Annotated in this window: 20 protein-coding genes; 12 read left to right on the forward strand and 8 right to left on the reverse strand. The window is 72.8% G+C overall.

The window, feature by feature from the left end; genetic code table 11:
* Position 1 precedes the first annotated feature (1 nt).
* Positions 2-1,480 carry an MFS transporter gene (locus tag ABZT03_RS00605; RefSeq protein WP_356031519.1) on the forward strand — a complete coding sequence of 493 codons (1,479 nt, stop codon included), beginning with the start codon at positions 2-4 and terminating at the stop codon, positions 1,478-1,480.
* On the opposite strand, the gene ABZT03_RS00610 is transcribed toward ABZT03_RS00605, so the two are convergent.
* From ABZT03_RS00610 to ABZT03_RS00620, 3 genes are all read right to left on the reverse strand, one after another.
* A complete protein-coding gene (locus ABZT03_RS00610; RefSeq protein WP_356031521.1) occupies positions 1,455-2,294 on the reverse strand; it encodes a triphosphoribosyl-dephospho-CoA synthase in 840 nt (279 codons plus the stop codon). The genes ABZT03_RS00605 and ABZT03_RS00610 overlap by 26 nt on opposite strands.
* Before the next feature lie 10 nt (positions 2,295-2,304).
* The gene (locus tag ABZT03_RS00615) at positions 2,305-3,243 is read right to left on the reverse strand and encodes an intradiol ring-cleavage dioxygenase (RefSeq protein ID WP_356031524.1); all 939 of its coding nucleotides are present in this window, start codon (positions 3,241-3,243) and stop codon (positions 2,305-2,307) included.
* A gap of 152 nt (positions 3,244-3,395) precedes the next feature.
* The gene (locus ABZT03_RS00620; protein ID WP_356031527.1) at positions 3,396-3,854 is read right to left on the reverse strand and encodes an ATP-binding protein; all 459 of its coding nucleotides are present in this window, start codon (positions 3,852-3,854) and stop codon (positions 3,396-3,398) included.
* A gap of 222 nt (positions 3,855-4,076) precedes the next feature.
* Between ABZT03_RS00620 and ABZT03_RS00625 the strand changes: the two genes are divergently transcribed.
* The 9 genes from ABZT03_RS00625 (at position 4,077) to ABZT03_RS00665 (ending at position 14,396) form a co-directional block, all read left to right on the forward strand.
* Positions 4,077-4,937, forward strand: coding sequence for a hypothetical protein (locus tag ABZT03_RS00625; protein WP_356031529.1), 861 nt, complete (start codon positions 4,077-4,079; stop codon positions 4,935-4,937).
* 293 nt (positions 4,938-5,230) lie between these two features.
* Positions 5,231-5,968, forward strand: a complete 738-nt coding sequence (locus tag ABZT03_RS00630) for a YcnI family protein (RefSeq protein WP_356031533.1) — start codon at positions 5,231-5,233, stop codon at positions 5,966-5,968.
* A 101-nt stretch (positions 5,969-6,069) separates the two neighbouring features.
* Positions 6,070-6,723 carry an SCO family protein gene (locus ABZT03_RS00635; RefSeq protein WP_356031535.1) on the forward strand — a complete coding sequence of 218 codons (654 nt, stop codon included), beginning with the start codon at positions 6,070-6,072 and terminating at the stop codon, positions 6,721-6,723.
* Entirely contained in the window at positions 6,720-7,169 is a 450-nt protein-coding gene (locus ABZT03_RS00640) for a copper chaperone PCu(A)C (RefSeq protein WP_356031538.1), read from the forward strand. The genes ABZT03_RS00635 and ABZT03_RS00640 overlap by 4 nt, the downstream gene beginning before the upstream one ends.
* Positions 7,170-7,182: 13 nt before the next feature.
* On the forward strand, positions 7,183-9,285 hold the full coding sequence (locus ABZT03_RS00645) for a copper resistance protein CopC (protein WP_356031540.1): 2,103 nt from the start codon (positions 7,183-7,185) through the stop codon (positions 9,283-9,285).
* 8 nt (positions 9,286-9,293) lie between these two features.
* The gene (efeB, locus tag ABZT03_RS00650; RefSeq protein ID WP_356031543.1) at positions 9,294-10,685 is read left to right on the forward strand and encodes an iron uptake transporter deferrochelatase/peroxidase subunit; all 1,392 of its coding nucleotides are present in this window, start codon (positions 9,294-9,296) and stop codon (positions 10,683-10,685) included.
* Between the two features lie 123 nt (positions 10,686-10,808).
* Positions 10,809-11,741, forward strand: a complete 933-nt coding sequence (gene pheA / locus ABZT03_RS00655) for a prephenate dehydratase (RefSeq protein ID WP_356031546.1) — start codon at positions 10,809-10,811, stop codon at positions 11,739-11,741.
* Positions 11,742-12,318: 577 nt separating this feature from the next.
* Positions 12,319-13,596, forward strand: coding sequence for a serine--tRNA ligase (serS, locus tag ABZT03_RS00660; RefSeq protein WP_356031548.1), 1,278 nt, complete (start codon positions 12,319-12,321; stop codon positions 13,594-13,596).
* Positions 13,593-14,396, forward strand: coding sequence for an HAD family hydrolase (locus ABZT03_RS00665; RefSeq protein WP_356031551.1), 804 nt, complete (start codon positions 13,593-13,595; stop codon positions 14,394-14,396). The genes serS and ABZT03_RS00665 overlap by 4 nt, the downstream gene beginning before the upstream one ends.
* 723 nt (positions 14,397-15,119) lie before the next feature.
* Here the strand turns inward: ABZT03_RS00665 and ABZT03_RS00670 are convergent.
* The 5 genes from ABZT03_RS00670 to ABZT03_RS00690 all read right to left on the reverse strand — a co-directional run bounded on the left by ABZT03_RS00670 (position 15,120) and on the right by ABZT03_RS00690 (position 18,945).
* Positions 15,120-15,362, reverse strand: coding sequence for a hypothetical protein (locus ABZT03_RS00670; protein ID WP_356031554.1), 243 nt, complete (start codon positions 15,360-15,362; stop codon positions 15,120-15,122).
* A 74-nt stretch (positions 15,363-15,436) separates the two neighbouring features.
* Positions 15,437-16,156, reverse strand: coding sequence for an ABC transporter permease (locus ABZT03_RS00675; protein ID WP_356031556.1), 720 nt, complete (start codon positions 16,154-16,156; stop codon positions 15,437-15,439).
* Positions 16,157-16,167: 11 nt separating this feature from the next.
* Positions 16,168-17,079, reverse strand: a complete 912-nt coding sequence (locus tag ABZT03_RS00680) for an ABC transporter ATP-binding protein (protein ID WP_356031558.1) — start codon at positions 17,077-17,079, stop codon at positions 16,168-16,170.
* Positions 17,076-17,993 (reverse strand): ABC transporter permease, encoded by a 918-nt coding sequence (locus tag ABZT03_RS00685; RefSeq protein ID WP_356031560.1) that lies wholly within the window; start codon positions 17,991-17,993, stop codon positions 17,076-17,078. The genes ABZT03_RS00680 and ABZT03_RS00685 overlap by 4 nt, the downstream gene beginning before the upstream one ends.
* Positions 17,983-18,945 (reverse strand): ABC transporter ATP-binding protein, encoded by a 963-nt coding sequence (locus ABZT03_RS00690; protein ID WP_356031950.1) that lies wholly within the window; start codon positions 18,943-18,945, stop codon positions 17,983-17,985. Before ABZT03_RS00690 ends, ABZT03_RS00685 begins: the two co-directional genes overlap by 11 nt.
* Before the next feature lie 257 nt (positions 18,946-19,202).
* Between ABZT03_RS00690 and ABZT03_RS00695 the strand changes: the two genes are divergently transcribed.
* Entirely contained in the window at positions 19,203-20,045 is an 843-nt protein-coding gene (locus ABZT03_RS00695) for a M24 family metallopeptidase (RefSeq protein WP_356031562.1), read from the forward strand.
* Between the two features lie 5 nt (positions 20,046-20,050).
* Positions 20,051-21,808, forward strand: coding sequence for an SDR family oxidoreductase (locus ABZT03_RS00700; protein WP_356031564.1), 1,758 nt, complete (start codon positions 20,051-20,053; stop codon positions 21,806-21,808).
* Positions 21,809-21,979 lie beyond the last annotated feature (171 nt).

The raw sequence follows: 21,979 nt of genomic DNA on the forward strand, positions 1-21,979 counted from the left end.
CATGACGAACCCGCTCGTCCCGCCTCCGGGCCCCCGACGCGTCCTGGCGCTGGCCCAGTTGACCAACTCCGTCGGCGACGGCGCCTACTACGTGACCTCCGCGCTCTACTTCACCCACGTCGTGGGCCTCGCCCCCGCGCGCGTGGGCCTCGGGCTGACCCTCGCGTGGGCGGTCGGTTCCCTGGTGGGCGTGCCGCTGGGACGGCTCGCGGACCGGCGCGGGGCGCGCGGCACGGCGGTGCTGCTGGCCCTGGCCACCGGACTGGCGGTGGCGTCCTTCCTGGTCGTGCGGAGCTTCCTGCCCTTCGTGGCGGCGGCCTGCGCCTACGCGTCCGCCCAGTCGGGACTGGCCGCGGCCCGGCAGGCGCTGCTCGCCGGGCTGGTGTCCGCCGGGGAACGCACCGGGCTGCTGGCCCACCTCCAGGCGACGTTCAACGCCGGTCTGGCGCTGGGCGCCGGGGTGGGCGGTCTCGCCCTGCACACCGGGACACGGGCGGCCTACCTCGGGGTGTTCGCACTGGACGCGGTGAGTTTCCTGGTCTGCGCGGGGGTGCTGCTGCGGCTGCCGCCGGCGGGGGCGGCGGTGCGGGGCAGTGCGGCGGGTGGGCCGGCGGGCGCGGGTACGGCCGGGGCGGATGTCGGGGTGGCGGGCGCGGGTATGTCCGAGGCGGGTGTCGGGGCGGCGGGCGCGGGTACGTCCGGGGCGGATGTCGGGTCGGCGGGCGTGCCCGGCGGACCAGCGGGCGTGGGCGCGTCCGGGGCGGCCGTCGGGGCGGTGGGCGCGGGCGGGGCCGGGGCGGCCGTCGGGGCAGCGCGCGTGGGCGGGTCCGGCGCGGTGCGGGACCCGCGCCGTTCCGGTGTCCTGCGGGATCGGCCGTACGTCGCGTTGACCCTGCTCAACACGGTGTTGCTGCTGCGGATGCCGTTGCTGAGTCTCGGGCTGCCGCTGTGGATCGCCGAGCGGACCGCCGCGCCGACCTGGCTGGTCTCCGCGCTGTTCGTGCTCAACACCGGTGCGGTGATGGCCTTCCAGGTGCGGACCGCGCGCGGGGTGACCGGGCTCGCGTCGGCCACGCGCGCGGTGCGGCGGTCGGGCTGGGTGATGCTCGGCGCGTGCGCGGTGTTCGCGCTGTCGGCCGGGGTCTCCCCCTGGACGGCCGTGGGCGTCCTGGTGGTGGGGGCGGTGCTTCAGGTGGCCGCCGAGATGGGGCAGTCGGCGGGGTCCTGGCAACTGTCGTTCGACCTGGCCCCGGCCGGCCGCGTCGGCGAGTACCAGGGCTTCTTCGGGACGGGCGTCACGGTGGCCCGCACCCTCGGCCCGCTCGTGCTGACCTCGCTGCTGGTGGAGTGGGGAACACCGGGCTGGCTGCTGCTGGGCGCGGTCACGCTCGCGGCCTCGTACGCGATGGGGCCGGCGGCGCGGAGGGCCGCCGCCGGCCGGGCGTGCGAGGAGATCAGGCGGCCCGTGCCCGCGAACTGACCGGCGCGGACAGCGAGTCGAGGAACAGGGCGCCGGCCAGCAGGCCCGCGCTGCCCCGCGGACTCCACGCGCGCACGTGCAGGTCGGCGTCGAACGCGGACAGCGCCTGCCGGCCCGCCTCCGTCGCCGTGCCGCCCGCTTCCAGGACCCCGCGGGCCCCCGCCTGGACGAGCCGCAGCCCCAACGGGCCGATGGTGTGCAGGAGTTCGGTGTCCTGGAGGGTGGACATCACGGTGAGCAGGGCGTCCAGCCGGGCCTGCGGTTCGGTCGCCCCGGCCGAGCGGGTCGCGGCGAGCGCGCCCAACGCCCGCCGTACGTGCGGGAATCCGGCCCGCGCCTCGCCGCGGGCTCCGGCGGCGCCGTACTTCGCCGACACCGAGGACCCCCGTGAGGGCCGCCGCGGGGCCCGTCTGTCGGGGTGCGCGGCGATGCGCTTGGCGGCCGCGGCGACGTCCGCCGGTGCCGCGCCGGGCTCGAGGGCGGTCGCCGCGACCAGCAGGCCGAGCGCCCACAGGGCACCCCGGTGGCCGCCGCCCGCGAGGGCAACCGAGTGCTCGGTGCACCGCCCGATCGCGCCGAGCTCCTCCCGGAGCCGGGGGGTGGCCTCCCCCGTACGGCGGGCGGCGGCCGCCATCGCCACCAGACCCGGGGTGAGCGCCTTGGCCGACCAGCGCAGCGCACAGTGGTCCGCCCCGCTCGCGCGGGCCCTGAGGTCGCGCGGGTCCGGCAGGCCGGGCTTGGGCAGCAGGGCCAGCTGCCCGGTCAGCGCGTCCACGGCGGCCCGCGCGAGCGTCCCGTCCTCGGGACTGCTCATGGCCCGTGCCTCACGAGGACGCCGAGGCCGACGGGGAGGCGCTGCCGCTCGGGGCGCCACCGGGCGGGGTCCCGGTCGGGGCGTCACCGGGGGAACCGCTCGGCGGGGTGCCGCCGCCGCTGCCCGCGCCGGTGTTCTCGGCGTCGGGGTCGACGGCGAGGGTCAGGGAGCCCTTGTAGCCCTTGGAGGGGTCCTTCTTGTGGACGGCCTTGAGGGTCAGGAGGCCACTGGCGGCGCCGCCGCCGTCGTACACCATGTCGTCGTCGAGGGTGGTGTAGCTCCCGGAGTGCTTCGCGTACGGCTGCAGGGTGAAGATCTCCTCGGCGATGTCGTCGGCGAAGAACAGCTGGCCGGTGTAGTTGACCTTGCCGCCCTCGTAGGTGCCGTCCGCCTTCTCGCCGCCGGTGTGCACCTTGACGTGGATGTGGCAGGTGCGCGGGGTGTACCAGCCCGGGAAGATCGTCTCGAACTTGACGACCCCGCCCGCGCCGGCGATCTGGTAGCCGCGCAGATAGGTCTGGTCGTCGGCGGTCGAGCCGTCCTCGCTCTCGGCCGGGGCCGAGCCGCCGGGGTTGGCCGTGGTGTAGCCGGAGTAGTAGCCCCAGGCGTCGCAGTGCCAGATCTCCACGGCCGCGCCGGGCACCGGGGTGCAGCCGTCGGTGGCGTCGACGACGGTGAGGCGCAGCGTCAGCGGGACTCCGCTCTTGCCCTCGGTGATGTCCTTCCGCACGAGGGCGCCGTCGAGGTGGTAGGGCCCTTCGGTGACGCTCGACATCAGGGTCATGCAGGTGCCGGCGGTGGAGGTGGGGGAGGCGTCTGCGGCGGTCGCGTCGTCCGCGAAGGCCGACTGGTAGCCGGCGACGGCCAGGCCGCCGGCCGCGACCGTGCCCCCGGTGACCGCGAGCGCGCGGCGCCGGGTGATGGTGGTGTTGCTGTGCTTTCCCGTCATGGACATGAAGGTAGGAAGGGAGCCAGTCAGACGCGTGAGCGTGTGCTGTGCGCGGGCTGAGAATGCCGGAAAGTCCGGAACCCGTCGCTCCCCCTGGGGGTGCGGTGTGCGGCGCACGGGACCGCGGTGCCGCCCAGAGCCCTTCGTACGGGTCAGGCCGTCAGCAGTGACGGATCCGTCTTCCACTTGAGGATCTTGTCGAAGCGCACCACGGCGCCGCCCCGGCCCGGCTCGTTGCCGATGTGGACGTGGTCGGCGAGCTCCTGGATGAGACAGAGACCGCGCCCGTGCTCGGCGCCGACGGGGGCGGGCGCGGGCCGCACGACGGCCTGGGCGCGGGCGAACCCGGGACCCGAGTCGGCCACTTCGATCCGGCACTTCTCGCCGTCGAGGTAGGCGGTGACGCGGTAGGCCTCCGAGGAGTCTCCGCGCTGCCCGGTGCGCCCGCCGTGCTCGACGGCGTTCGCGCACGCCTCGCTCAGGGCGACGGACAGGTCGTAGGAGATGTCGGGATCGACCCCCGCCGACTCCATCGTGCCGAGCAGCAGGCGCCGGGCGAGCGGAACGCTCGCAGCCTCGCGCCGCAAATGGAGTGACCACCAGATGCTCATGCTCCAGCCTCCCGGCCGCGGCTCGACATACCGTTACGTATTGCCGCCCGTGCCCGTGTGTAAGCACAGAGTTGACGTGACGCCGCCCATACGGGCGATGCGCCACGCGCAACCGGCGGTGTATGTGGGGCGGCCGGTACCAGAGGGTGACCTTCCGGTCGTACCTCATCTTGCGGACCTGCCGTACGGCGGCCGAGGGGCCGGTGCGATGATGAGCCCGCCATGACTGCCCCCCACCCACGCACGGCACGCTCCGGACCGGTTCTCCGGCTCCTGCGGGCCGCGGTGTTCGCCGCGGTCTGTGTCGTGCTGGCCGCGGCCGGGCACACCCTCGCCTCCTGCGCCGCGGTTCCGCTGTGGACGCTGGGCGCGGCCTTCCTGGGGGTCCTCCTGGTGGCGGTGCCGCTCGCCGGACGCACGCGGTCGCTGCCGGGGATCGTCACGCTGCTCGCGCTCGGCCAGGCCGTGCTGCACACCCTGTTCGGACTGGGCTCGCACGCGACGGCGGCCACCGCGGCCACCGCGACGATGCCGATGGGCTCCGGCTCGCCCGCGTCCGGTGCCGTGCTGTCCGACGCCTCGCTCGTCCAGCAGGCGGCCCGGATCGCCTGCGGGACCACGGCGGCCGCGATCAGCCCCGCCCACGCCTACCGGATGCTGGTCGACGCCCGGATCTATCCGGCCACCGGCATGAGCGCCATGAACCACCCGGCGGACGCCGTGCCCGCCCCCGCGGGCTCCATGTCGCTGCTGCCGTCCCTGCCGATGCTGCTCGCGCACCTGCTCGCGGCACTCGCCACCGGATGGCTGCTGCGCCGCGGCGATCTGGCCCTGCTGCGGCTGGCCGAACTCTCGGCGCACTCCGCCCACGCGGTCACCGAGGGGGCGCTCATGCGGTCCCTGCGCGGGGCGCTCGCGCTGGTGCGCGCCCTGCGTGCCGGGCTCCCGGGCGCCCCCGAACTCGGCCCGCGCCGCCCCCGCACCACCCTGCTCGCGCCGCCCGGCCCGCGCACCACCGCACTCCAGCACACGGTGATCAGGCGCGGCCCGCCCGCCGCCGCCACGCTCCTGCTCGCCGCCTGACGCGACGCGACCACCTCTCTACTCCCGGCGGACCCACCTCCCGTGGACCCGCTCCGGTGCACCCACCTGCCGTGGACCCACTTCCCGTGGATCCACGCCCGGTGGCCGAGGGGCCGCCGCCGTGCGGCGCGCACACCCGCGCACCCGCGTGCCGTTCGCACTCCCGTGACCGGTCACGCCCCCGCGCGCGTACCCCTCGTCATCACCGGAATCCGCCGAACCGACCGAACCCGCCGCACACCCCGGCACCCGCCGGGATCCCGCGGGTTCCCACTCGAAGTGGAGTGCTCTGCATGAAGGCCTCTCGTGTCGCCGCCACCGGCGCCGTCGCCGCCACCGCCGTCGCCGTCCTGTCCACGCCCGCCTTCGCGCACGTCTCCGTGCAGCCCGAGGGAGCCGCCGCCAAGGGCGGTTACGCGGTCGTCGACTTCAAGGTCCCCAACGAGCGCGACAACGCCTCCACCACCAAGCTCGAGGTCAGCTTCCCGACCGACCACCCGCTGGCCTCGGCGATGCCGGAACCGATCGACGGCTGGACCATCAAGGTCACCAAGGCCAAGCTCGCCGAACCGCTGGAGATGCACGGCGAGAAGATCACCGAGGCCGTCTCGAAGATCACCTGGACCGCCGATGGCAAGGGCATCCAGCCCGGCTTCTTCCAGAAGTTCCCGGTCTCCGTCGGCGCCCTGCCCGAGGACGCCGACGAACTGGTCTTCAAGGCCCTCCAGACGTACTCCGACAAGGAGGTCGTGCGCTGGATCGAGGCGCAGGAGGACGGCAAGGAGGAGCCCGAGAACCCGGCCCCGGTCCTGACCCTGTCCGCCGCCGGCGACGAGCACGCCCACGGCGCCACCGCGGAGAACGCCGCGGAGAAGACCTCCGACGACGCGAAGGCGACCGCCGCGGACACCACCTCGTCCGCCGACGGCAGCGACACCACCGCCCGGGTGCTGGGCGCGGTGGGCATCGTCGTCGGCCTGCTGGGCGTGGCGTACGGCGTGCTCGCCGGCCGCCGCCGCACCGACGCCTGAGACCCGACCCGCACCACAGGAACCATCACAGGGACGCCCCCGTGTCCCGGCTCACGGTCTTCCGGCCGGGGTCCGGGGGCCTCCTCCCAGGAGAATGCAGTATGCGCAAGAAGACGTTCGCCGTGGCCGCGGTCCTCGCCGCCGCCACACTGACCCTCTCCGCCTGCGGCAGCGGTGACGACGGCACGTCACCCGTCGCCGTGGTCTCCGAGGACGCCGGCGCGGACGGGGCCGCCACCGTCCTCGACCAGCCGTTCGAGAAGCCGGACCTCGTCCTCACCGACACCCACGGCAAGAAGTACGACCTCCGCGCGGAGACCGCGGGCAGGCCGACCCTCGTCTACTTCGGCTACACGCACTGCCCCGACATCTGCCCGCTGACGATGAACAACCTCGCCGTCGCCAAGAAGCAGCTGCCGAAGGCCCAGCAGGACCGGCTGCGCATCGTGTTCGTCACCACCGACCCGGGCCGGGACACCCCCGCCGAACTCGGCAAGTGGCTGAAGGGCATCGACAGCCAGATCATCGGCCTGACCGGCGACTTCGCCACCATCCAGGCCGGCGCGCGCACCCTCGGCATCACCATCGAGCCGACGCACAAGGACAAGAACGGCAAGCTCGTCTCCGTCCACGGCACCCAGGTCATCGCCTTCTCGCCGAAGACCGACGCCGGCTACCTCCTCTACGGCGAGGACGCCACCGTCCAGGACTACACCAAGGACCTGCCCAAGATCATCAAGGGGGCCAGGCCGTGAGACGGCTCGCCCTTGCGGCGGTGGCCGTGGCCGGCACCCTGGCCCTCGCGGGCTGCGGATCGGACGGCTCCTCCGCCGCGCTCTCCGTCGTCTCCGCCTACATGCCGCAGCCCGTCTCGGACTCCATGGCCGCCGGCTTCCTGACGATCGTCAACGACGGCGGTACGAAGGACGAGCTGACCTCGGTCACCAGCGCGGAGGCCGGCGCGGTCACCGTGCACCGGACCGTCGGCGGCGCGATGGAGCAGGTCGACCGCCTCACCGTGCCCGCCCACGGTCAACTCGTGTTCAAAAGCGGCGGCAACCATCTGATGTTCGAGAAGCTGAAGCGCCAACCGAAACAGGGCCAGACGGTGTCGGTCGAGCTGCACTTCGCCACGTCCGACCCGGTCCGCGTGACGATGCCGGTCGAACCGGCGACGTACACCCCGAAGACCGGGCACTGAGGGAGGGACCACCTTGACCCAGACCATCGCCCCCCGCGTGCGGATGCTGGTGCTGCTGCTCCTGGCCGCCACCGGCATGCTCCTCGCCGGCGCCGGGCCGGCCTCCGCGCACGCCGCACTCACCGGCAGCGACCCCCAGCAGGGGGTGGTGGTCGACAAGGCACCCACCCAGGTCACGCTGACCTTCTCCGAGAAGGTCGCCACGTCCGACGACTCACTGCGCGTGCTCGACCCCAAGGGCAAGCGCGTCGACACCGGCAAACCGTCCGACGTGAGCGGCACGTCGTACGCCGTACGCCTGCACAGCGGCCTGTCCGACGGCACGTACACCGTCACCTACCAGGTGGTGTCCGCGGACAGCCATCCGGTCGCGGGCGCCTACACCTTCTCCATCGGCGCCCCCTCGACCACCTCCGTGTCGGTGTCCTCGCAGGCCGCGGGCGGCGGGGTCGTCGGCTGGCTGTACGGCTTCGGCCGGTACATGTCGTACGCCGGCTTCATCGTCCTGGTCGGCGGCGCCGCCTTCGTGCTGGCCTGCTGGCAGCGCGGCTCCGGCGTACGGGCCATGCAACGGCTCGTCGTCTCCGGCTGGGTCGCGCTCACCGCGGCCACCCTGTGGCTGCTGCTGCTGCGCGGCTCCTACACCGGCAGCGGGTCGTTCGGCGACATCTTCGACCTGAGCCTGCTCAGCCAGGTCCTGCAGACCAAGACCGGCGCGGCCCTGGTGTCCCGGCTGCTGCTGCTCGCCGCCGGCGCCCTGTTCATCGCCGTGCTCTTCGGCGCCTACGACAAACGTGAGGACGAGGAGAAGCGCGACCTGACCTTCGGGCTGGCCGTCGGCGGAACCGTGGTGGCCGCCGGGCTCGCCGCGAGCTGGGCCATGGCCGAGCACGCCTCGACCGGCCTCCAGCCCGGCATCGCGATGCCCGTCGACATCGTCCACCTGCTGGCCGTCGCCACCTGGCTCGGCGGACTGACCGCACTGCTGGTCGCGCTCTACCGGGCCCCCGAGGAGACCCCGGTCGACGGCGCCGCCGTACGGCGCTTCTCGCGCCTCGCCTTCGGCAGCGTCGTCGCCCTCGTCGCGACCGGGATCTACCAGTCGTGGCGCCAGCTCGGCTCCTGGTCGGCGTTCACCGACACGCGGTACGGACAGCTGCTGCTCGTCAAGATCGGACTCGTGACGCTGCTGGTCGGCATCGCGTGGATCTCGCGGCGCTGGACGGCCCGGCTGACGCAGCCGGCACCGGCCGCCGAGGCGGCCCGCCGGCCCGCGAAGGACCGGGCGGAGACGGACTCCGGGACACGAGCGGCGGAGCCGGCCGGGAAGCGGTCGCGGAAGTCGGCCGAGCCGGACGAGGAGGCGCGGGCAGAGGACGGGGCCCGGAAGCAGACGTCGGCCGTCGAACGGGAGCTGGTCGAGGGGCGGGTGAAGGAGCACGCCGGAGCACGCTCCGCCGGCCGTGGGAAGGGGCGGCCCGGCGCGGACGCCACCACCGGTGACCCCCGGCGCGCCGCCCAGCTCGCCCGGCAGCGGGCCGCCGTCGACGCCACCCGCACCAAGCGGCTGCGGGACGCGGACCCCACCCGGTTCGGGCTGCGCCGCTCGGTGCTCGCCGAGGCGGGCGTCGCCGTCGTGCTGCTCGCCGTCACCACCGTGCTCACCCAGACCGAGCCCGGCCGCACCGAGCAGGACGCCAAGGCGGCCACCGCCGCCTCGTCCGCCTCTTCCTCCTCCTCTTCGGGCTCGACGGGCTCGTCGGACTCCTCGGCCGGGGCACTGACCCTCGACATGTCCTTCGACACGGGCGGCGAGGACGGCAAGGGCGTCGTCAGGGTCGACTTCGACCCCGCACGGGTGGGCGGCAACGAGATGCACGTCTACGTGCAGCGGCCCAACGGCCGCGCCTTCGACGTCCCCGAGGTCAAGGTCGCCTTCACCCTCGCCGCCAAGGACATCGGACCGCTGCCCGTCGTCCCCGACCACATCACCACCGGACACTGGTCGGCGAGCGGGGTGCAGATCCCGCTGGCCGGCGACTGGAAGATCGCCGTGACCGTGCGCACCTCCGACATCGACCAGGCGACCGTCTCCAAGAACGCGCAGATCGGCTGAACTGAACCATGCCTGACCAGCCCCTTCCCGAGGCCGGGACCAGCACCCGCACCGGCCGGTCCGGCCGAACCGGCCGCAAGGACGGCCCCGGCCGGAAGAACGCCACCGACGGCCGGACCGACCAGGCCGAGCGGACCGACCCGGCCTCGCCGACCGCCCCGCGTGATGCGTCCGCCGTCAAGGAAGGCGTCTCGCGCCGGCGGCTGCTGGGAACCGCCGGGGCCACCGGGCTGGCGCTCGGTGCGGCGGGCGCCGCCGCCGGATACGCGGCCCGGCCCGCCGAGGCCGCACCCCTTGCCTCCCTGGGCACCGGCGAGGTGATGTTTCACGGGAAACATCAGCCCGGCATCACCGACCCCCTGCAGGCACGCGGCCACCTCCTCGCCTTCGACCTGGCGGCGGGCGCGGGCCGCAAGGAGGCGGCCGCGCTGCTGCGCCGCTGGTCGCAGACGGCCCGGCGACTGATGGCGGGCGAGGCGGCGGCCCAGGACGACACGGATGTCGCCCGGGACGCCGGCCCCTCCTCGCTGACGCTCACCTTCGGCTTCGGGCACGGTTTCTTCGCCCGCACCGGCCTGGACAAGCAGCGCCCGGCCGCGCTCGACCCGCTGCCCGGCTTCTCCTCCGACCACCTCGACAAGGCCCGCAGCGACGGTGACCTGTGGGTGCAGATCGGCGCCGACGACGCGCTCGTCGCCTTCCACGCCCTGCGCGCGATCCAGAAGGACGCGGGCGGCGCGGCCCGCGTCCGCTGGCAGATGAACGGCTTCAACCGCACCCCCGGCGCCACGGCCCACCGCATGACCGCCCGCAACCTCATGGGCCAGCTGGACGGCACCCGCAACCCGAAGCCGGCCGAGCCCGACTTCGACACGCGGATCTTCGTTCCGGCCTCCGGTGCGGCCGACCCCGCGTGGATGGCCGACGGCTCCTACGCGGTCGTACGCCGTATCCGCATGCTCCTCGACGACTGGGAGAAGCTCTCGACCGGCGCCCAGGAGAACGTCATCGGCCGCCGCAAGGCCGACGGGGCGCCGCTGTCCGGGGGCACCGAGACGACCCCGATGGACCTGGAGAAGACGGACGCGCGGGGAAACCTGGTCGTCCCCGTCAACGCGCACGCCCGGATCACCCGGCCCGACCAGAACGGCGGGGCCGCGATGCTGCGGCGCCCGTTCTCCTACCACGACGGCATCGACGCGGACGGCACGCCCGACGCCGGTCTCCTCTTCGTCTGCTGGCAGGCCGACCCAGTGCGCGGCTTCGTGCCCATCCAGCGCAAGCTCGACCGGGGCGACGCGCTCTCGCAGTACGTACGGCACGAGGCGAGCGGTCTGTTCGCGGTGCCGGGCGGGGCCGCGCCGGGGGAGTACGTGGGACAGCGGCTGCTGGAGAGCTGAGGGAGCCGCGCGGCGCCGCGCCGGGGTCCCGCGCGGGTACCGCCCCGGGTCCCGGTTCACCCGGGGGAGGGTCTGTCGTGAGATGCGGGAGCCGGGCTTCCACAGGCCCATTAGGGTGAGTCCATGCCAGCGAGCTATGCGTATCTCGGTCCCGAAGGCACCTTCACCGAAGTCGCCCTGCGCACACTTCCGGAGACGGCCACCCGGGAACTGATCCCGTACGTGTCCGTGCAGTCCGCACTCGACGCGGTGCGGGCCGGTGAGGCCGAGGCCGCGTTCGTGCCGATCGAGAACTCCGTCGAGGGCGGCATCACCACCACCCTGGACGAGCTGGTGGCGGGCGCGCCGCTGATGATCTACCGCGAGGTGCTGCTGTCGATCACCTTCGCGTTGCTGGTCAGGCCCGGCACCAAGCTGTCGGAGATCAAGACGGTCACCGCACATCCGGCGGCCCAGCCACAGGTCCGCAACTGGCTCCGGGCCAACCTCCCGGACGTGCTCTGGGAGTCGGCCGCCTCGAACGCGGACGGCGCCCGCCTGGTCCAGGAAGGCCGCTACGACGCCGCCTTCGCCGGCGAGTTCGCGGCCGCCCGGTACGGTCTGGTGCCCCTGGAGACCGACATCCACGACGCGGAGAACGCGCAGACGCGGTTCGTGCTGGTCGGCCGGCCCGCCCGGCCCGCGGCGCCCACCGGTGCGGACAAGACCTCCGTCGTGCTGTGGCAGCGCGACGACCACCCCGGTGGACTGCGCGACCTGCTCGGCGAGTTCGCCGCCCGGGGCATCAACCTGATGCTGCTGCAGTCCCGGCCGACCGGCGCGGGCATCGGCAACTACTGCTTCTGCGTCGACGCCGAGGGGCACATCTCCGACCGCCGGGTCGCCGAGGCGCTGATGGGCCTCAAGCGGATCTGCCACCAGGTGCGCTTCCTCGGCTCGTATCCGCGCGCCGACGTGGGGGCCGAGGGCATGCGGGCACTCGTGCCGGGGACCTCGGACGAGGAGTTCGTGGCGGCGTCGGACTGGGTGGCGCGCTGCCAGGACGGGCGGTTCTGAGCGGATCGCCGGTGCCAGTGGCGCCGTCCGTGTTTCCATCAGGTTTCGGCCAGTCCTACCTGCAGATTTTCGCTATCCACAGGAGTTATCCACAGGCAAGCTTCTCGACCTGGGGACAAGTCGACAACGAACGGCGATCTGGTCGACAAATCGCCCTGCAGCCACTCATCACGTTCACGGCGGAGCACATCACTCTTCGTCCACCTGTTTCCTTCGGTCAATCCTTTGGGGCGACGCATTTCCACTCGAAAGTGGACGTCGGGACGATTTCGGGCGGCAATTGATCATGTACCGCACCCGCTCGGAATGATCAATTCCGAAGTCCACAGATCTTTCGCACAGCCTGTGGATAACTCTTCGGAGGGGTGGATTCCTGTGGACAACCGACTCGCCAATTCCCGCCCCGCCCAAGGAAATCGAGTCAACCGGGCGCCCGGCCGCTGCCCCGTCCCAGGGAGTGAGACGCTCATTATTGACGCGTGCGAACACTCCCGGCAACTCCCCCATAACCCAACGTAAGCCGCAGTTCGGAATAGTGAGTCGTGAGGGCTCACCCCGCACCGGTAGCCTTGAGCGCGTGATTGACCTTCGCCTGCTCCGTGAGGACCCCGACCGTGTGCGTGCGTCGCAGCGCGCCCGTGGAGAGGACGTCGCGCTCGTCGACGCTCTCCTGTCCGCCGACGAGCGGCGCAGGTCGTCCGGCGTCCGCTTCGACGAACTCCGTTCCGAGCAGAAGGCGCTCGGAAAGCTGATCCCCAAGGCCTCCGGGGACGAGAAGGCCGAGTTGCTGAGGCGCACGGGCGAGCTCTCCGCCGCCGTCAAGGCCGCCGACGCCGAACAGCACGAGGCGGACGAGGAGACCAAGCGTCTCCTGCTCCAGCTCGGCAACCTCGTGCACCCCGACGTCCCGGTCGGCGGCGAGGAGGACTTCGTCGTCCTGGAGACGCACGGCACCATCCGCGACTTCGGCGCCGAGGGCTTCGAGCCCAAGGACCACCTCGAGCTCGGCGAGGCGCTGGGCGCCATCGACGTCGAGCGTGGCGCCAAGGTGTCCGGCTCGCGCTTCTACTACCTCACCGGCGTGGGCGCGCTCCTGGAACTCGCCCTCGTCAACGCAGCGATCGCGCAGGCCACCGAGGCCGGCTTCGTCCCGATGCTGACCCCCGCGCTGGTCCGCCCGCGCGCCATGGAGGGCACCGGCTTCCTCGGCCAGGCCGCGGAGAACGTGTACCACCTGGAGAAGGACGACTACTACCTGGTCGGCACCTCCGAGGTCCCCCTCGCCGCCTACCACATGGACGAGATCCTCGACGCCGACAAGCTGCCGCTGCGCTACGCCGGCTTCTCGCCCTGCTTCCGCCGCGAGGCAGGGACGTACGGCAAGGACACCCGCGGCATCTTCCGCGTGCACCAGTTCGACAAGGTCGAGATGTTCTCCTACGTCGACCCGGCGGACGCGGAGAACGAGCACCTGCGGCTCCTGGAGTGGGAGAAGCAGTGGCTGACCGGCCTCGAACTCCCCTTCCAGGTGATCGACGTGGCCTCGGGCGACCTCGGCGCGTCGGCCTCCCGCAAGTTCGACTGCGAGGCGTGGATCCCGACCCAGGGCAAGTACCGCGAGCTGACCTCGGCCTCCAACTGCGACAGCTTCCAGGCCCGCCGCCTTTCGGTGCGTCTGCGCGACGGCAAGAAGGTGCAGCCCCTGGCCACGCTCAACGGCACGCTGTGCGCCGTACCGCGCACGATCGTGGCGATCCTGGAGAACCACCAGCAGGCCGACGGTTCGGTCCGGGTGCCCGAGGTGCTGCGCCCCTACCTGGGCGGCCGAGAGGTCCTGGAGCCGATCGCCAAGTGAGCACGGTCTTCCCCTACCGACTCGTCGCCACCGACCTCGACGGAACGCTGCTGCGCTCCGACGGGTCGGTCTCCCTCCGCACCCGTGAGGCGCTCGCCGCGGCCACCGCGGCGGGCGCGGCCCACATCGTGGTGACGGGGCGCGGCGTGCCCTGGACCCGGCACATCCTCGACGACCTCGGCTACCGGGGCCTCGCGGTCTGCGGTCAGGGGGCGCAGGTGTACGACGCCGGGGAGCACCGCCTGCTGACGTCGGTGACCCTGGACCGTCAGCTGGCGGGGGTGGCGCTGGCCAAGATCGAGGCGGAGGTCGGTCCGCTGTTCCTCGCGGCGAGCCGTGACGGGCTGGACGGCGACGTGCTGGTGGGTCCCGGCTACGCGCTCACCGGCGCCCTGCCGGCAACGCCGTTCACCGACGTGTCGGACCTGTGGAGCGCCCCGCTCAACAAGATCTACATCCAGCATCCGACGCTGACGGACGACCAGCTCGCCGAGGCGGCCCGGCGTGCCGCGGGCGGTTTCGTCACCGTCGCGATGGCCGGCGAGGGCATCGTCGAGCTGCTCCCCCTCGGCCTGTCGAAGGCGACGGGGCTGTCCATAGCGGCCCGTCGGCTCGGGCTGAGGGCGGCCGACACCCTCGCGTTCGGCGACATGCCCAACGACATCCCGATGTTCGCCTGGTCGGCCCGGGGCGTGGCCATGGCGAACGCCCACGAGGACCTCAAGGCGGTCGCGGACGAGGTGACGTCCTCGCACGAGGAGGACGGGATCGCGACGGTCCTGGAACGCCTGCTGGCGTAGACGGCCGTGCGACTCGGACCGCCGGGCGGGGACCGACTCCGCGTAGGGCGAGCGCGGGTTACTTCGCGTAGGGCGAGCGTGGGGATGGCTGCGCCGGGCTGGCCGCTCTGCCGCACCGGCCGGCTTCGCGGCCGTGACACCGGGTCGCTGGGGCGGGGCGGGTGGCGCGGTGGGTCGCGTGGTGCCGCGCCGCGTGATCCACCCGCCCGCCCCGGCGCGGGAGAAGCGGCCCACGCGAAACGTGTCGCGTGCTCGAAGCGGCCGCCCCCCTGCAGCCCCTGCGCGCTCGACGGAGGTGTGCGCTCCGGAGCCCGACGGGGGCCGCGCCGAGTGGAGTTCGGCGTGGCGTCCCGCTCGGACGTCACCCCGCTCCTGCCCCGGCACCCGCCGCCGGTGCGATCCGGCGTCGGGGTCCCCACCACTGTGCCGTGGTGGCGGGAAGGGGCGCCACCCATTTCGGGGCGGATGGCGTCCGCCCTGGGAGCTGTCCGCCCTGGAGCTGTCCGCCCTGGAGCCGTCCGCCCTGGAGCCGTCCGCCCTGGGAGCCGTCCGCCCTGGGAGCCGTCCGGCCGATCAGGGCGCGGACGCGGGGTGTGGCACGCGCGTCCGCGGCGTCGTCGTCGGTCTCCGCCGGTCCGCCTTGCGGCCGCACGCACCCCGCCCCGCTCACCGGCGCCCCACAGGCTCCGGCGCCTTCCTCCACCACGACCGGCCGGACGGCTCCTAGCCGCGGCGCCACCTGCGGCGACGTGCCTTGCTGAAGAACCAGCCCGCGGGTGGCTCCTCGGAGCGCCAGGGCTGCGGCTCGGGCGCCTCTGCGCGCCAGCGCGCGGCGAGCATCCGGGCCCGCGCGGAGGGTTCCGACTGCTCTGCGGAGCGTATGAACGTCTCGTCCAGGACCAGTTCGTCCCAGACGGTGTCGCCGGACCGGCCGCGGCCGTCCTCCTGTGGCGTCTCGCCTGCCATCCCCGTCCTCCCCGCTGCGCGTTGTCCGGTTCAGTGTCCCCGTACGGACGTGAAGCCCCCGTCAAGGGCGGCGGCTACTCCTCGCCCGCCAGCTTCAGCGACCGCAGCTTCTGGCCCGCGTACCAGGTGGCGAGCACGGTGACCGCGACCAGCAGCACCGTAGCCGTGGTGAGGCCTACGTCCGAGGTGACCAGGTCTCCGCCGGCGACCTTGTGAGCGACGGCCAGCGACCACTGCTGGACGCTCAGCGTGCGCGCGCCCGGCACCAGGGAGCCGAACAGGGCCTCCCAGACGAGGGCGTAGACGAGCCCGAAGACCACCGCGTGCCGCGACACCGTGCCCAGCAGCAGGAACAGCGCCGCGTACGCGATGGAGGCGACCAGCGCGGCGACCGTGTAGGCGACGGCGATCTGCTGCCCGTTGCCGTTGAGGATGAGGCCCGCGATGAACGTCGGCACCGCCGAGAACACCATCGTCACGGCGACGGCGACGATCAGCTTGGTGAAGATGATCGTCGGCCGTTTCAACGGCTTGGACAGCAGGTACACCACGGAACCGTCGTCGATCTCCGGTCCGATCGCGCCGGTGCCCGCGATGACGCCGATGATCGGCACCATCGTGGCGAGCGCGAGGCCGCCCAGCAGGTCCGACGCCGTCTGGTCGTCGGCGCCGGCGAGGCCGCGCACCACGATGGAGATGGCGATCAGCAGCAGGGGCAGCGCGCTGAGGATGAGGGCCCGGCGGCGGCCGAGCAGGGCCCGGTAGGTGAGCCGGGCGACTGTGGGGTCGTACATTGTTCGGCCTCCTACGCCGCGACGAGATACGAGAAGACGGACTCGAGGGACTCGTCGGACGGCGAGACCGTGAGCAGCCGGATGCCGTTGTCCCGGGCGACCCGGGGCAGCAGCGCCGTGAAGCGGCCGAAGTCGACGGCCTGGACGCGCAGCGCGCCCTCCGCCAGGTCGACCTCGATACCGGACGTGGACGGGTCGGCGATCAGCGCGGCCGCGAGCGCGCGGTCGTCGCTGGAGCGCACCAGGTAGCGGTGCGGTCGGTCGGTCATCAGGCGGCGGATCTTGCGGAAGTCGCCGCTGGCCGCGTGCCGTCCGGCGACGACGACCTCGATGTGCCGGGCGAGCTGCTCGACCTCCTCGAGGATGTGGGACGAGAACAGCACGGTGCGGCCCTCGTCGCCCATGCGCCGGAGCAGGTTCATGAGCTGCATGCGCTGGCGCGGGTCCATGCCGTTGAACGGCTCGTCGAGCAGGAACAGCGACGGGTCGTGGACCAGCGCGGACGCCATTTTCACGCGCTGGCGCATGCCCTTGGAGTAGGTGTCGATCTTGCGGTCCTGCGCGTACTCCATCTCGACCGTGGCGAGGGCCTTCTGCGCCGCCCTGTCGCCGAGGCCGTGCAGCTCGGCGTTGGCGACGACGAACTCGCGGCCGGTGAGGAAGTCGTACATCGCCTCGCGCTCGGGGACGATGCCGATGTGCTTGTAGATCTGCTCGTTGCGCCAGGTCGGCTGTCCGTCGAGCGTGACGGTGCCGGTGGAGGGCGCCAGGAAGCCGCCCATCATGTTGATCAGCGTGGACTTTCCGGCACCGTTGGGGCCGAGGAGGCCGGTGACGCCGGGACCGATGGTCATGGTGATGTCGTTGACGGCGACCACGTTGCCGAACCAGCGGGAGACGTGGTCGATGGAGAGCGTGGTCACAGTCCGACCTTTCGGTAGCGGCGCGTCAGGAGGCCGTAGGCGGCGGCGATCAGGCCGAGGGTGACCAGGACGTACACCGCTCCCTCGCCGTGGGAGGGGGCGATTGCGCCGGGGGCCGCCGAGGCGGCGCCGAGGAACGCGGACTGCACGCCGTCGATGAGCGTGACGGGCGAGAAGAGGCCGATCCAGGGGATGGCCGAGGTGCTGCCCTGGGAGTCGGCGATGGCCTGCAGCGTGGAGACCGCGCCGTAGGAGATGGTCAGGACGGCGATCACGGCCGCGATGCCGAAGCCGCGGCGGGGCGTGAGCGCCGCGATGACCAGCCCCAGGCCGGCGAAGAGCAGCGAGAGCAGTGCCACGGAGACCAGCCCCTGTGCGAATCCCTTGGTCTGGTCGGTGAAGTCGAGTTTCGCCAGCAGCGCGCCCGCGTAGAGCACGAGGAGCGGGGCCGCGGTGAGGACGAACAGGGCGGAGGCCAGCGCCGCGTACTTCGCGCGCACGTAGTCGGCGGTCTCGATGGGGCGGGAGAAGTACAGCGGTACGGTCTTGAAACGCAGGTCGCGCGAGACGGACTGGGGCGCCTGCGAGGCGACGTACAGGCTGATGACGGCCTGCATGATGATCGCGTAGCGCGTGTAGTCGACGGGCAGGTCCTTCGCCTTGGTGGCGACGGCGACGGCGACCATGATGGCCGCGGGCACGCACATCACCACGAACAGCAGCATCGGCAGCACCTTGGACTTCACCGAGCGGCCGAGGCCGTAGGCGCCGCGCAGGGACTGCGAGTACAGCGAGCGGCGGGCGTAGGCACGGCCCAGGCGCGGGCCGTCGTAGGTGCGGTAGCCGATGTTGTGGATCCGGGTCTGTTCACCCGGCGTCGTGGCCGGGCTCCGCAGGGGCTGCTCAACCGCCATGGCCGACCGCCTCCTTCCGCTGCTCGTCGCTGTCGGTGAAGACCTCCGCGATGTGGTGCCGGCGCTGCTCCATGCGCACCAGGCCGAGTCCGAGGTCGGCGACCAGGTCGCGCACGAGGTCGTACGTCTCCTCGCCGTCGGCCGTCAGCAGCAGGACGTGGCCGGCGCCCGGCAGTCCGGTGCCGTCGTGGACCTCCACCCCGCGCGCGTGCAGCGCGTCGCGCACCGCGCGGGTGCCGTCCGGGTGCTCGTCGGTGTCGGTGACCTCGATCGCGAGGGTCGTGGTGATCTGGGTGAAGTCGGTGGTGGAGCTGGAGCGCAGGAGCTTGCCGCCGTCGACCACGACGACGTGGTCGCAGGTGCGTTCCAGTTCGCCCAGCAGGTGCGAGGTGACCAGGACCGAGATGCCGAAGTCGGTGTGGATACGGCGGATCAGGCCGAGCATCTCGTCGCGGCCGACCGGGTCGAGGCCGTTGGTCGGCTCGTCCAGGAAGACCAGCTGGGGGTCGTGCACGAGGGCCTGCGCCAGCTTCACGCGCTGCTTCATGCCGGTCGAGTAGCCGCCGATGGGGCGGTAGCGCTCCTCGTAGAGACCGACGTGGCGCAGGGTGTCCGCGGTGCGTTCGCGGGCGGCGGTGGGCGGCAGGCCGGACATGCGCGCCATGTGGACGACGAACTCGGTGGCCGAGACGTCGGGCGGCAGGCAGTCGTGCTCCGGCATGTAGCCGACCCGCTCGCGGATGTCGGCGCCCTTGGTGGCGACATCGAGTCCGAGCACTTCGGCGCGGCCCTCGGTGGCGGGGGACAGACCCAGCAGGATCTTGATCAGTGTGGACTTGCCGGCTCCGTTGGCTCCGACGAGTCCGGTCACACCGGGCCCGACGTCCACGGAGAGCCGGTCAAGCGCGGTCACCCGGGGGAACCGCTTGCTCAGGCTTTCGGTCACGATCACAGTCACGTCGTCGACAGTAGTGACGCGGACCACTCCGGTCGTCAGACCGCAGGGTCGTCTTGGGGTCAGCCTCGAGTCGTACGGGACCCTAGGGGTCCCCCTGAAGTCGAACAACGCACCCCTGGTTGTCCACATCCGCGAGGTTGTCCACAGGCCGCGACCGCTCTATTGACGCAGCCTCTAACAACTGTCACATTCACCGGTGTCACGTTACGGACACGTACCGCGGTCGGCGGGCACGAGGGTGGGGCGAGGACATGACGACGGCAGTGCCGGGTGAACTCTCCGCGGAGCTGCGGGGGTTCGGGAAGGTGCAGCGCCTGGCGTACGCGTGCGCCGAGGCGGTCGCGGCGCGGCTGGCGCCCGGCGTGACCGAGCGGGAGGCGGCCCGCATGCAGCGCGTCTGGCTGCGCGAGCGGGGCGTGCGGGACTGGTTCCATCTGCCCTTCGCCTGGTTCGGGGACCGCACGGCGTTCGTGAACTTCCGCCTGCCCCTGCAGTTCTTCCCCACCGACCGCAGGCTGGAGCCCGGGATGCCCTTCATCCTGGACATGGCGCCCGTGCTCGACGGATACACGGCCGACATCGGGTACTCGGGTTCCCTCGGGCCCAATGTGGTGCAGGACAGACTGATGGACGACCTGGCGGCGCACCGCGAGCTGATCCTGCGCGAGGTGCGCGAGCGCCGGCCGCTGCGCGAGATCTACGAGGACGTGGACCGCCTCATGGTCCGCCAGGGCTACGCCAACCGGCACCGCGCGTATCCCTTCGGGGTGATCGCGCACAAGGTGGACCGGGTGGCGCGGCGCCGCTGGTCACCGACGGTGTTCGGGTTCGGCACCCAGGCGCTGCGCGGCCTGGCCGCCGACGCGCTGCGCGGTCACCGCGAGGGCTGGTCGCCGCTCTGGTCGCCGTACCGGTTCTCCGACCACCCACCGCGGCCGGGCCTGTGGGCGGTCGAACCGCACCTCGGTTTCCGGGGCACCGGCGCCAAGTTCGAGGAGATCCTCGTCGTCACCGACTCCCGGGACCCCGAGCAGAGCGCCTTCTGGCTGGACGACGATCTGCCGCACGTGCGGCGCTGGGCGGAGGAGAAGTGACAGAGGTGAGTCTCCGGGGCGCGCGGGAGCGCCGGGTGCGGACCGGCGGGGTCGAGCTGTGCGTGGCCGAGCTGGGAGACACCTCGCGGCCGACGGTCGTCCTCGTGCACGGCTACCCGGACAGCAAGGAAGTGTGGTCCGAGGTAGCCGCGCGACTGGCGGACCGCTTCCACGTCGTCGTCTACGACGTCCGCGGACACGGCCGGTCCACGGCGCCTCGGCCACTGCGCGGCGGGTTCACGCTGGAGAAGCTGACGGACGACTTCCTGGCGGTGGCGGACGCGGTCAGCCCGGGCCGGCCGGTGCACCTGGTGGGCCACGACTGGGGTTCGGTGCAGGCCTGGGAGTTCGTCACGGTCAAGCGCACCGAGGGGCGCATCGCCTCCTTCACCTCGATGTCCGGTCCCTCCCTCGACCACTTCGGGCACTGGATCAACAGCCGGCTGCGGCGGCCCACCCCGCGCCGGGTCGGCCAGCTCCTCGGCCAGGGCGCGAAGTCCTGGTACGTCTATCTGCTGCACACTCCGGCACTGCCCGAACTGGCCTGGCGCGGACCGCTGGGCCGGCACTGGCCGAAGATCCTCCAGCGGGTCGAGAAGGTCCCCGCCGGCGACTACCCCACCTCGTCGCTGCCCTCGGACGCGGCGCACGGCGCCTGGCTGTACCGGGACAACGTCCGCGCGCGGCTGCGCAGGCCCCGCGCGGACGCGTACGCCCACGTGCCGGTGCAGCTCGTCACCCCGCTCGAGGACGCGTTCCTGTCGGAGCGGCTCTACGACGAACTGGAGACGTGGGCGCCCCGGTTGGTGCGCCGCACCCTGCCCGCCAAGCACTGGATCCCCCGCACCCGCCCCGACCAGGTGTCGGGCTGGATCGCGGAGTTCGTCACCTCGGTGGAGAGCGGCCGGCCGAAGCCGGCGACGGCCACCGGGAAGTACGCCGAGCGCTTCGGTGGGCAGCTCGTCCTGGTCACCGGCGCGGGCAGCGGTATCGGGCGGGCCACGGCGTTCGCGTTCGCCGAGGCGGGTGCCCGCGTGGTGGCCGTCGACCGGGACGCCGAGTCCGCGGCCCGCACGGCCGAGCTGTCCCGCCTGGTGGGCGCCCCCGAGGCATGGGCGGAGACGGTCGACGTCTCCGACGAGCAGGCCATGGAGAAGCTCGCCGCCAAGGTCGCCGCCGAGTACGGCGTGGTGGACGTCCTGGTCAACAACGCCGGGATCGGTCTGTCGGGCTCCTTCCTCGACACCACCGCCGAGGACTGGAGGAAGGTCCTCGACGTCAACCTGTGGGGGGTCATCCACGGTTGCCGCCTCTTCGGCCGGCAGATGGCGGAGCGCGGGCAGGGCGGTCACATCGTCAACACCGCGTCGGCGGCGGCCTTCCAGCCGTCGAGGGCGCTGCCCGCGTACAGCACGTCCAAGGCGGCCGTGCTGATGCTGAGCGAGTGCCTGCGCGCCGAACTGGCCGGCCGGGGGATCGGCGTGACCGCGATATGCCCCGGCATCGTCAACACGGGCATCACCTCGACCGCGCGCTTCGCGGGCGTGGACGCCGAGGAGGAGAAGCGGCGCCAGAAGCGGAGCGCGCGGCTTTACGGGCTGCGGAACTATCCGCCGGAGAAGGTCGCCGACGCGATCCTGCGCGCCGTCGTGCGCGACGACGCCGTGGTCGCGGTCACCCCAGAGGCCCGTGGCGCCCGTCTCCTGTCGCGGCTCATGCCGGGCGCGCTGCGGGCGCTGGCGAGGCTGGACCCACCGCTGTGAGCCGGTGAACCGCGGCCCGTCCCCGCCCGCCGGTTTCGGCCGGCCCCGCCCTCCGGTTTCGCCCGTCCCCGCGGCCGGTTTTCGCCCGCCCCCGGGCTGTCCGCCGGCCGCCGGTTTCGCCCGCCGCCGGCCCACCGCCCGCCCCCGGGCGGTGGGCCGGCCGGACCCCGC

The sequence above is a fragment of the Streptomyces sp. NPDC005574 genome (assembly GCF_040605435.1).
In the GTDB taxonomy this organism is placed as follows: Bacteria; Actinomycetota; Actinomycetes; order Streptomycetales; family Streptomycetaceae; genus Streptomyces.